At 71.4% G+C, this 9,291-nt stretch carries 9 protein-coding genes; 2 read left to right on the top strand and 7 right to left on the bottom strand.

The window, feature by feature from the left end:
• Nucleotides 1-300 precede the first annotated feature (300 nt).
• Together SSP24_RS07915 and SSP24_RS07910 are read left to right on the top strand one after the other, a co-directional pair.
• The gene (locus SSP24_RS07915; RefSeq protein WP_141308204.1) at nucleotides 301-1,278 is read left to right on the top strand and encodes a helix-turn-helix transcriptional regulator; all 978 of its coding nucleotides are present in this window, start codon (nucleotides 301-303) and stop codon (nucleotides 1,276-1,278) included.
• A 45-nt stretch (nucleotides 1,279-1,323) separates the two neighbouring features.
• Entirely contained in the window at nucleotides 1,324-1,806 is a 483-nt protein-coding gene (locus SSP24_RS07910; RefSeq protein WP_141308202.1) for a DUF456 domain-containing protein, read from the top strand.
• Between the two features lie 29 nt (nucleotides 1,807-1,835).
• On the opposite strand, the gene SSP24_RS07905 is transcribed toward SSP24_RS07910, so the two are convergent.
• The 7 genes from SSP24_RS07905 to SSP24_RS07875 form a co-directional block, all read right to left on the bottom strand.
• Nucleotides 1,836-2,477 carry a LysE family translocator gene (locus SSP24_RS07905; protein WP_141308200.1) on the bottom strand — a complete coding sequence of 214 codons (642 nt, stop codon included), beginning with the start codon at nucleotides 2,475-2,477 and terminating at the stop codon, nucleotides 1,836-1,838.
• Between the two features lie 55 nt (nucleotides 2,478-2,532).
• Entirely contained in the window at nucleotides 2,533-3,051 is a 519-nt protein-coding gene (locus SSP24_RS07900) for a methylated-DNA--[protein]-cysteine S-methyltransferase (RefSeq protein ID WP_141308198.1), read from the bottom strand.
• A complete protein-coding gene (locus SSP24_RS07895) occupies nucleotides 3,048-4,442 on the bottom strand; it encodes a DNA-3-methyladenine glycosylase 2 family protein (RefSeq protein WP_141308281.1) in 1,395 nt (464 codons plus the stop codon). Before SSP24_RS07895 ends, SSP24_RS07900 begins: the two co-directional genes overlap by 4 nt.
• 148 nt (nucleotides 4,443-4,590) lie before the next feature.
• Nucleotides 4,591-5,682, bottom strand: coding sequence for a ribosome small subunit-dependent GTPase A (gene rsgA / locus SSP24_RS07890; RefSeq protein WP_373306664.1), 1,092 nt, complete (start codon nucleotides 5,680-5,682; stop codon nucleotides 4,591-4,593).
• A 254-nt stretch (nucleotides 5,683-5,936) separates the two neighbouring features.
• Complete coding sequence (locus tag SSP24_RS07885; protein ID WP_141308194.1) at nucleotides 5,937-7,220, bottom strand: sugar ABC transporter permease; 1,284 nt, start codon at nucleotides 7,218-7,220, stop codon at nucleotides 5,937-5,939.
• Nucleotides 7,214-7,987, bottom strand: a complete 774-nt coding sequence (locus tag SSP24_RS07880) for an ATP-binding cassette domain-containing protein (protein ID WP_141308192.1) — start codon at nucleotides 7,985-7,987, stop codon at nucleotides 7,214-7,216. The genes SSP24_RS07885 and SSP24_RS07880 overlap by 7 nt, the downstream gene beginning before the upstream one ends.
• 47 nt (nucleotides 7,988-8,034) lie before the next feature.
• Nucleotides 8,035-9,123, bottom strand: coding sequence for a sugar ABC transporter substrate-binding protein (locus SSP24_RS07875; RefSeq protein WP_141308191.1), 1,089 nt, complete (start codon nucleotides 9,121-9,123; stop codon nucleotides 8,035-8,037).
• Nucleotides 9,124-9,291: the final 168 nt, after the last annotated feature.

Below are 9,291 nucleotides of genomic sequence, written 5' to 3'. Positions count from 1 at the left end.
ACCAGGGACCGGCGAAGCCAGACTGCCAGGGACGGGCCAAGCCAGACCGCCAGGGACCGGCGGATCCCCCCGGACAGGCGATCGCCGGGACGTGCAAGAGACGTCGCCGGGCGGTTCCACCCCCCACGGGAGAAGCGCCCGGCGACGTCGAAAGGCCCGGCCCCCCGTCAGTGCCGGTGACCCCACCTTCGCAGGGTTACGGGCGGTACGGCGATGATGTGCCGAGGCGGTTTTGCGCCGTGGCCGGTTTCCGCCACGGGCGGTACCGCGGGGTCCGGATACCGGGGAGGGCAACGGTCGATGCTGGCGGCGATAGGCCTGGACGAGATACACGAGTCGGCGTACCGCGCACTGGTGGCGGTGGGCGCCGCCGATGTGTCCGATCTGGCCCGGCGACTGACCCTCGCCGAGCACGACACCGAGCGCGCGCTGCGCCGCCTGGAACGGCACGGTCTCGCCGCCCAGTCGTCCGCCCGGCCCGGCCGCTGGGTGGCCGCGCCGCCCGGTGTGGCGCTGGGCGCGCTGCTCAACCAGCGGCGCCACGAACTGGAGCAGGCGGAGCTCGCGGCCGCGCTGCTCGCCGAGGAGTACCGGGCGGCGGCCGCCGAACCGGCCGTGCACGACCTGGTCGAGGTGGTGATCGGGGCGGCGGCGGTCACGCAGCGGTTCCTGCAGTTGCAGCTGGGGGCGAGCGACGAGGTGTGCGCGCTGGTCACCGGCACGCCGGTCGCCGTGACCGGCGAGGAGAACCACGCGGAGGAGCAGGCGGCCGCCCGCGGCGTGCGCTACCGGGTCGTGGTCGAGCGGGCGGTGCTGGACCAGCCGGACGGCATGACCGAACTGGGCGCGGCGCTCGGCCGGGGCGAGGAGGTACGGGTGGTGGACCGGGTGCCGACGAAGCTGGTCGTCGCCGACCGCACGCTCGCCCTGGTGCCGCTCACCTCGCCGATCGCGGAACCGGCCGCGCTGGTGGTGCACGCGAGTGGGCTGCTGGAGCTGCTGGCGGGCCTGTTCGAGTCGGTGTGGCGGGAGGCGCTGCCGCTGCGGCTCGGCGACACCGGCGTCACCGAACAGGGCCCCGAGGGTCCCGACGGCACCGACCTGGAGATCCTGTCCCTGCTGCTGGCCGGACTGACCGACGCGAGCGTCGCCAAGCAGCTCGACCTGGGCCTGAGGACCGTACAGCGGCGGGTGAAGCGGCTGATGGAGCTGACGGGGGTGACGACCCGGTTGCAGCTGGGGTGGCATGCGTACGAGCGGGGGTGGGTGGCCCGGTAACGCTGACGGCCTGCGGGCTCCCCCGGGGTCCGGCACGCTGGGCAGATGGAGGTGTGGCAGCTCCTGCTGGCCGGCCTGGTCATGGTGTTCGGCCTGTGCGGAGTGCTGGTGCCCGGTGTTCCGGGGTCGTGGCTGGTGTGGGCCGCGGTGATGTGGTGGGCGCTGCAGGATCCACGGCCGGTCGCCTGGTTCGTGCTGGTGGGCGCCACCTTCGCGCTGTTCCTGTCACAGGTGGTGCGCTGGGCCCTGCCGCCCCGCCGGCTCCGGGAGGGCGGCGCCACCCCCCGAATGGCGGTGTACGCCGGGCTCGGCGCGCTCGTCGGCTTCTTCGTCGTCCCCGTCATCGGCGCGATCCCCGGCTTCATGGCCGGCATCTACCTCTGCGAACGCCTCCGCCTGGGCCGCCACGGCGAGGCCAGGGCCGCCCTGCGCACAGCGATGCGCTCGGGCGGCTCCAGTGTGCTCGCGGAGCTGTTCACCTGCCTGCTGATCATGGGCGCATGGCTGGGCGCGGTGCTCTGGGGCTGACCTGAGCCTGGGACTGACCCACCAGGCGTCTAATCCTTGCGGCCCGTCGCCGCGACCGTCACGCCGAGGCCGATCATGGTCAGGCCGCCGACGCCGCCGACGGCCGCGAGCCGCCCCGGGGAACGGGCGAACCAGTCCCGCGCACCGGCGGCCACCAGCCCCCAGGCGCTGTCACAGGCGACGGCGATGAGGTTGAAGACCAGGCCGAGCAGCAGCATCTGCGCGATGACGTGCCCCTGCGCGCGGTCGACGAACTGGGGCAGTACGGCGGCGAAGAACACGATCGTCTTCGGGTTGGTCACCCCGACCGCGAACCCCTCCCCCAGCGTGCGAAGCCGCCCGTGGGCCACCTCCGCCGCCCCGCCGAACGCCGCCCGCAGCGGATGCCGCTGCCGTATCGCGCGGACACCCAAATAGATCAGGTAGGCCGCGCCCACCAGCTTCAGCGCCATGAAGACGACGGCCGACCGCTCCACGACGGCCCCGACGCCGAACGCCACGGCGACCACGAGGACGTATGCCCCCAGCGTGTTCCCCACGACCGTGGTCAGCGCGGCCCGGCGGCCCTGCGCCAGGGCCCGCCCGACCACGAAGAGCACACTCGGCCCGGGCACCACGATCAGCAGAAACGACATGGCGGCGAAGGCCACGAGTCGATCGGTCGACACCATGCCGCCCACGCAATCACGTGGGCGGCGGGCGGTTCAATCGGTTATCCGAGCCGGGTCAGTCGGCCACCGGTGGCAGCACGCCCTCCAGCGTGAGCAGCCGCACCTTGCGGTCCAGGCCGCCCGCGTAGCCGGTCAGCGAGCCGTCGGCGCCGATGACCCGGTGGCAGGGGCGCAGGATCAGCAGCGGGTTGGCGCCGATCGCGCCCCCGACGGCCCGTACGGCGGCGCGCGGGGCGCCGATCCGCGCGGCGATCTCGCCGTACGTGGTGGTCGCGCCGTACGGCAGCGAGTCGAGCGCCGCCCACACCCGCTGCCGGAACGGCGTGCCCTCGGACCGCGACCGCAGCCGGAACTCCTTCAGCTCCCCGGCGAAGTACGCGGCGAGCTGCTCCTCCGCCTCCCGGAACAGCGCGGGATCGTGCCGCCAGCCGTCCTGGACGGTCCGTCCGCCCTTCTGCCCGGGCACGGAGAGGGAGGTGAGGGTGCCGCTCGGGTCGGCGGTGAGGAGCAGCTCGCCGAGGGGGCTGTGGACAGTGGTCCAGTAGATCGGGGCGGTGCTGATGGAGGTGTTCACGGGAACTCCAACTCCCCTGCTGTGCGCAGGTGTTGTACGGCGTACGAGCGCCAGGGGCGCCAGCTGTCGGGGACGGCCGCGCCGGGCGGGGCGACGTCCGGGTCGCCGAGGGCGCGGGTGCGGACGACGGCGACAGTGGCGGCGTCCAGGCCGGGCAGGGCAAGCAGGGCCGCCTGCGCGTCGTCCCGGTCGGCGCCGGGGTCCAGGCGTACGACGCCGTCGGCGAGGGCCGCGGTGAGCGCGCCCAGGGTGCCCTCGGGCTCGGCCCCGGCGAGGACGGCCGGTTCGGGGAAGAGGTGGGTGAGGGTGCCGCAGGGCGCGTCGAGGGCCTTGCCGTACCGCCGTACCAGCCTCTCGGCCGCCGACCGCCCCACCAGTGCCCGTACCGCCAGCTCCTCCGGGTCCGCGGTGCCGGGTGACCGCAGCCCCGGCCGCGCGGCGACCAGCGGAGCGAGCCGTGGGTCGGCGCCGAGCCGCTCGTCGACGGCGTACGGATCGGCGTCGAGGTCGAACAGCCGCCGCAGCCGCTGGACGGCGGTGGTGAGGTCCCGCTGGTCGGTGAGATGAAGCCGGGCGTCGAGCCAGCCGCCGGGGTTGGTGGCGGAGCCGGAGGTCCCGGTCCGCTCGTCGACGGCGACGATCCCGGTGCCGTACGGCAGCCGGAGGGTACGGCGGTAGGTGCGTCGGCCGGGCGGCCCGCTCACTTCCTCGATCCCGGCCACGGCCTCGCGCGCCAGCAGGTCGAAGACGGCACCGGCGTGATACCGCCCCCGGTGGGCGAGCCGCAGCGGGATTCCGGCGCTCGGCGTGTCCGCCCGCCGGGCGGTACGACCCCTGGGCGCGGCGGCCCGCAGGTCGCTCGGGGTGGATGCGTACACCTCGCGGATGGTGTCGTTGAACTGCCGCACACTGGCGAACCCGGCCGCGAACGCGATCTGCGTGATGGGCAGGTCGGTGGTCTGGATCAGCACGCGTGCGGAGTGCGCCCGCTGCGCCCGGGCGAGGGCGACGGGCCCGGCGCCGAGCTCGGCGGTCAGCTGCCGCTGCACCTGCCGCGCGCTGTACCCGAGCCGCGCGGCGAGCCCGGCGACGCCTTCCCGGTCCACGACCCCGTCGCCGATCAGCCGCATCGCCCGGCCCACGACATCGGCCCGTACATTCCACTCGGCCGACCCCGGCACCGCGTCCGGCCGGCACCGCCGGCAGGCCCGGAAACCCGAGCCCTGCGCGGCGGCGGCCGTCGCGAAGAACCGTACGTTGTGCCGTTTGGGGGTGACGGCCGGGCAGCTGGGCCGGCAGTAGATGCCGGTGGTCTCGACGGCGAAGAAGAACTCGCCGTCGAACCGGGCATCCCTGCTGCGCACGGCTTCGTACCTGGTGTCCTCGTCCATCACGTTGTCCAGTGTGGGCGAGCCACGGCGGCGCCGCTGGCGGAAATCGGACACGGCGCTGCCACGCCCCGAAGGCGCGGGGAACTGCGCGACCGGCCACAGCGAAACCCGCAGCCGCCGGCCGGCAGAAAAGGCACCCCAGTAGGCGCTACCGCCACCTCCCCCGCTTCGCCTCCATCGCCGCCCTCCCCTCAGCCCCCTTGCGCTTCCAGTCCCGCCTGAGCTCCGCACGGACCCTCGCATCGGTCTTGGCGACGATCCGCTGATTCTCCCGGATCAGCTTCCGATAGCTCTCCAGCCGCCGTACCGGCAGCTCGCCCGCCTCGATCGCGGCCAGGACCGCACACCCCGGCTCGGACACGTGCGCGCAGTCGTGGAACCGGCATTCGGCCGCCAGTTCCTCGATCTCGGAGAACACCTGCCCGACCCCGGTAGCGGCGTCCCAGAGTCCGACGCCCCGCAGCCCCGGCGTGTCGATCAGCACACCGCCGCCGGGCATCAGCAGCAGGTTGCGGGTGGTGGTCGTATGCCGTCCCTTCCCGTCGACGTCCCGCGTGGCCTGCACTTCCATCACGTCCTCGCCGAGCAGGGCGTTGGCGAGCGTGGACTTGCCCGCACCGGACTGCCCGAGCAGGACGGACGTACCACCGGAGACGACGGCGGTGAGGACGTCCAGCCCGTCCCCGCCGACCGCGCTGACCGCCAGCACCGGCACTCCCGGCGCCGTGGTCTCCACGTCCTGCACCAGGTGCCCGAGCGTCGCCGCGTCCGGCACGAGGTCGGCCTTGGTCAGGACGACCACCGGCTGCGCCCCGGACTCCCAGGCGAGGGCGAGGAAGCGTTCGATGCGGCCGAGGTCGAGTTCGACGGCCAGCGACACGGCGATGATCGCGTGGTCGACGTTGGCGGCGAGGATCTGCCCCTCGGACCGCTGGGAGGAGGTGGAGCGTACGAAGGCGGTACGGCGCGGCAGATACGTCCGTACGTAGCGGGGGTTGCCCGCGGGTTCTACGGCGACCCAGTCGCCGGTGCACACGACGCGCATCGGATCGTGCGGTGTGACGAAGGCGGTGTCGGCGCGCAGACTTCCGTGCGCGGTGACCACGTCGCACTGCCCGCGGTCGACCCGGACCACCCGCCCGGGCAGCAGTCCTTCGGAGTCGTGCGGGGCGAATTCGTCCGCCCATGCCTCGTCCCAGCCGTAGGGAGCGAGAGCGGCGAAAGCAGAGGTGGAAGACAACGAAGACAACAGGGAGACCCTTCACAAGGGTGGCCCCGGCGGGCGTGCGTACGACGACGCGCGCAAGCGTGGAATGTGTCAGCCGGTGGCCACGGAGGTGGACTTGATGAACTCCTGGATGCGGGCAGCGCCCGTCGCAACGACAGCCATCGGTCACACCTCCCGTTCCTGCTCGGCCGACAGCAGCAGCCAACGGCTGCTGCGCGAAGCAGCCCTCACACTAGAGAGTCACGCACGCGGATGCCACCGAGTTTTCACGCCCGCCCATGGGCTTCCTGCGAGTGTCGCGACAGTGCGTCGATGACCGCCGCGGCGAAGAGCACGCCGCCCGTGATCATGAACTGGACGGCGGCGGGGGTGTCCGTGATCGCCATGCCCGAGGCGATCGACTGGATGACCAGCATGCCGAGCACCGCGGACCAGGTCGTTCCGCGTCCTCCGAACAGGCTGGTGCCACCGATGACGGCTGCCGCGACGGCATTGAGCAGCAGGACGCCCGTGCCTGAACCCTGGCTCACCGAGGTGATGCGCGAGGCCAGGAACAGACCGCCGATTGCGGCCATGGTGCCCGAGACCGCGAGCACCGCGGTCTGCACCCGCGTCACACTGAGGCTGGCGCGACGGGCCGCCTCGACGCCGCCGCCCACTGCGTAGATCTGCCGCCCGTAGTGCGTGCGGCGGAGAACGATGTCGAGGCCGGCCACGATCACGAGGAAGATCAGGAGGGCGAGCGGCAGACCCTGGAACTGGTTGAGCACGTACGCGGCGGCGAACGCGATCACCGCGAGGACTCCCGTACGCACGGCGATCGCAGGGAGTGAGCGGTGCCGCATGCCGACGGCCTTTCGGCGCCGATTGTCGAGGTAGGACACCAGGAACACCGCGCCCGAGCCGACTGCCGCCAGGCCGTAGGCGGCAGCGTCGTTGGTGAAGTAATAGCTGGTCAGTTTGGCGACGAGCCCGTTCTCGTCGAGGTTGATGGTGCCGCTGGTCCCGAGGATGTAGAGCATGAGGCCGTTCCAGGTGAGCAGCCCGGCGAGGGTGACGACGAAGGCCGGTACGCGGGTCCGGGCGAACGAGAAGCCCTGGACGCTTCCCGCCACCGTGCCCGCGAGCACCGCGATGATGAGGGCGAGCCATTCCGGTACGCCGTTGTTCACGTTCAGAACGGCGAAGATGGCCGCCGCGAGGCCGCTGATCGAGCCGACCGACAGGTCGAGCTCACCCAGCAGCAGCACGAAGACGATGCCGACGGCGATCAGACCCGTGCCCACGATGTCCACGCTGAGATTGGACAGGTTCCGGGGTGACAGGAAGTTCTCGTTGAGGGACTGGAAGCTGATCCAGACCGCGACGAGGACGAGAACGACCGGGAGCAGGCCCAGTTCGCCGGCGCCCAGCTTGCGCCGGAGAACGGTGACCTGGCTTTCCACGGCGCGGGCCACGACCCGCCGGCGGTGCGGCTGACGGGCCTCGACGGTGGGTGTGGGCAGGTCGGCCCGCGGGTTGTCCGCCGTGTTGCGCTTCCCTTTCACCACCCTGACTCCCGGTGGGCCATCCGGCGCGGCACGTTTTCCGCGGCGCCGGTGATGGACGAGATGATCTGTTCCTGAGACGTGGTGTTCACGTCGAAGAAGCCGTTGTTGCGACCGAGCCGCAGCACGGCGGCCCGGTCCGCGAGCGCCTTGACATCACCCATGTTGTGGCTGATGAGCAGTACACCGAGGCCGCGGTCACGCAGCCGGTCGACGAGGTCCAGGACCTCATTGGTCTGCTCGAGTCCCAGAGTTGCGGTCGGCTCGTCCAGCAGGAGCAGTCGCGGGTCGCCCAGGAGCGAACGAGCGATGGCGACGGTCTGCCGCTGGCCGCTGGACAGTGAGACCAGGGGGGCACGCAGATCGGGAACGCGCTTGGTCAGGCGTTCCAGGAGGTGGCCGGTCCGGCGTTCCATCTCGACCTCGTCGAGGAAGCCGAGTCTGCGGATTTCCCGGCCGAGGAACAGGTTGCCGACGACGTCGAGGTTCCCGCACAGCGCGAGGTCCTGGTAGACGGTGGCGATGCCGAGGTCCCGGGCGTCCTGGGGGCGCCTGATGTGGACCGTCCGGCCCTCCCACTTGATGACGCCCCGGTCCGCGGGAGCGACGCCGGAGATCACTTTGACCAGCGTGGACTTGCCGGCCCCATTGTCGCCCAGCAGCGCGACCACCTCGCCGGCACGAATCTCCAGCTCGACGTCGGTGAGAACGTCGACTACGCCGAAGCGCTTGCACACGCCGTACAGCGCCAACAAGGGGGGAGTCGGCACTCAGACCATCTCCTTCCCGTGACCGGTCTCACGCCGGCACCGGCCTGTCAGGTGAGTCCGGCTCTGTTGCAGGCGGCGTCGAGCCGAGGGGGGCAGATCTGCTGGACCGTGTACACGCCGTCCTTCACCACGGTGTCCTTGATGGTGTCGACGGTCACGGACACGGGGGTCAGCAGAACAGCCGGTACCGCGTGCCCACCAGCGGGTCTCACCTGGTCCCTGGCAATCCGGTCGAGGCTCTCACCGCGGGCCGCGGCCACGACCATGGCGGCGCCGGCGGAGGCCTCGGGTTCGAAGGGCTTGTAAACGGTCATGTACTGCTCGCCTGCGACGATGCGCCGCACGGCGGCCAGTTCGGCGTCCTGCCCGGTGACGGGGGGAAGCGGCCGGACCTTGTTGGCTTTCAGGGCTGCGATGCAGCCGGCGGCGAGGCTGTCGTTGGCGGCGTAGATCCCGTGGATGTTCCCGACACCGAGGGCGGAGATGGCGCTGGACATGTTCATGTAGGCGTTCTCCATCCGCCATTGGCGGGTGTCGTAGGTTTTGCCGATCTTCACCCGCCCCTCGAGCACGGACAGTGCGCCCTCCTTGAACGACACCGCGTTGGGGTCGGTGAGATCGCCGTTCATCATGACGATCTGGCCGCCGGCCCCCCTGTCGCCCATGGCCGTCAGCAGTGCCCTGCCCTGGAGCCGGCCGACCTCCTCGGCGTCGAAGGAGGCATAACCCGAGATCGGGCCCTCGGCGAGCCGGTCGTAGGCAATGACGGGGATACCTGCTTCATCCGCCGCCCTCACCTCGGGCTGGAGCGATCGGGCGTCCACGGCCACGAGCAGGATGGCATCGACCCCCTGGGTGATCAGCGACTCCATCTGTCGCTGCTGGGTGGCCACATCACTCCTCGCGTTGGCGTGCTCGATCGTGCAGTCGGCGCACAGCTCCTTGATCTTTCTGTCGAGCAGAGGCCTGTCCTGTGTCTCCCAGCGAGCCGTGGTGGCGTCCGGCAGCAGCACACCGATCGTGCGCGCGTTCCCCCCGTCCGAGCCGCTCCCGGTGCCCTGCCCGCAGGCCAAGAGGGTGACGGCCGTCGAAACCGCGGTCATCGCGAGGGCCGCGTCCCTTACGCAGGTCTTCATGCGGAAGACCTCCCTTGTCGGGGGTCGCGGAAGTGGCAGGACGACCACGTCGTCAGTCTGACACCGGCTGCCGCGATCTGCGAACCAAGTCAGCTTTGGTCAAGAAATCGACGATTCTGTCCGCTTGGTTCGCATATGACAATCTGGTAGCGGGGTGCCCCGCATGGA

The organism is Streptomyces spinoverrucosus, from assembly GCF_006539505.1.
Lineage (GTDB): Bacteria > Actinomycetota > Actinomycetes > Streptomycetales > Streptomycetaceae > Streptomyces > Streptomyces spinoverrucosus.
This window is presented reverse-complemented; position numbering and strand designations above follow the sequence as displayed.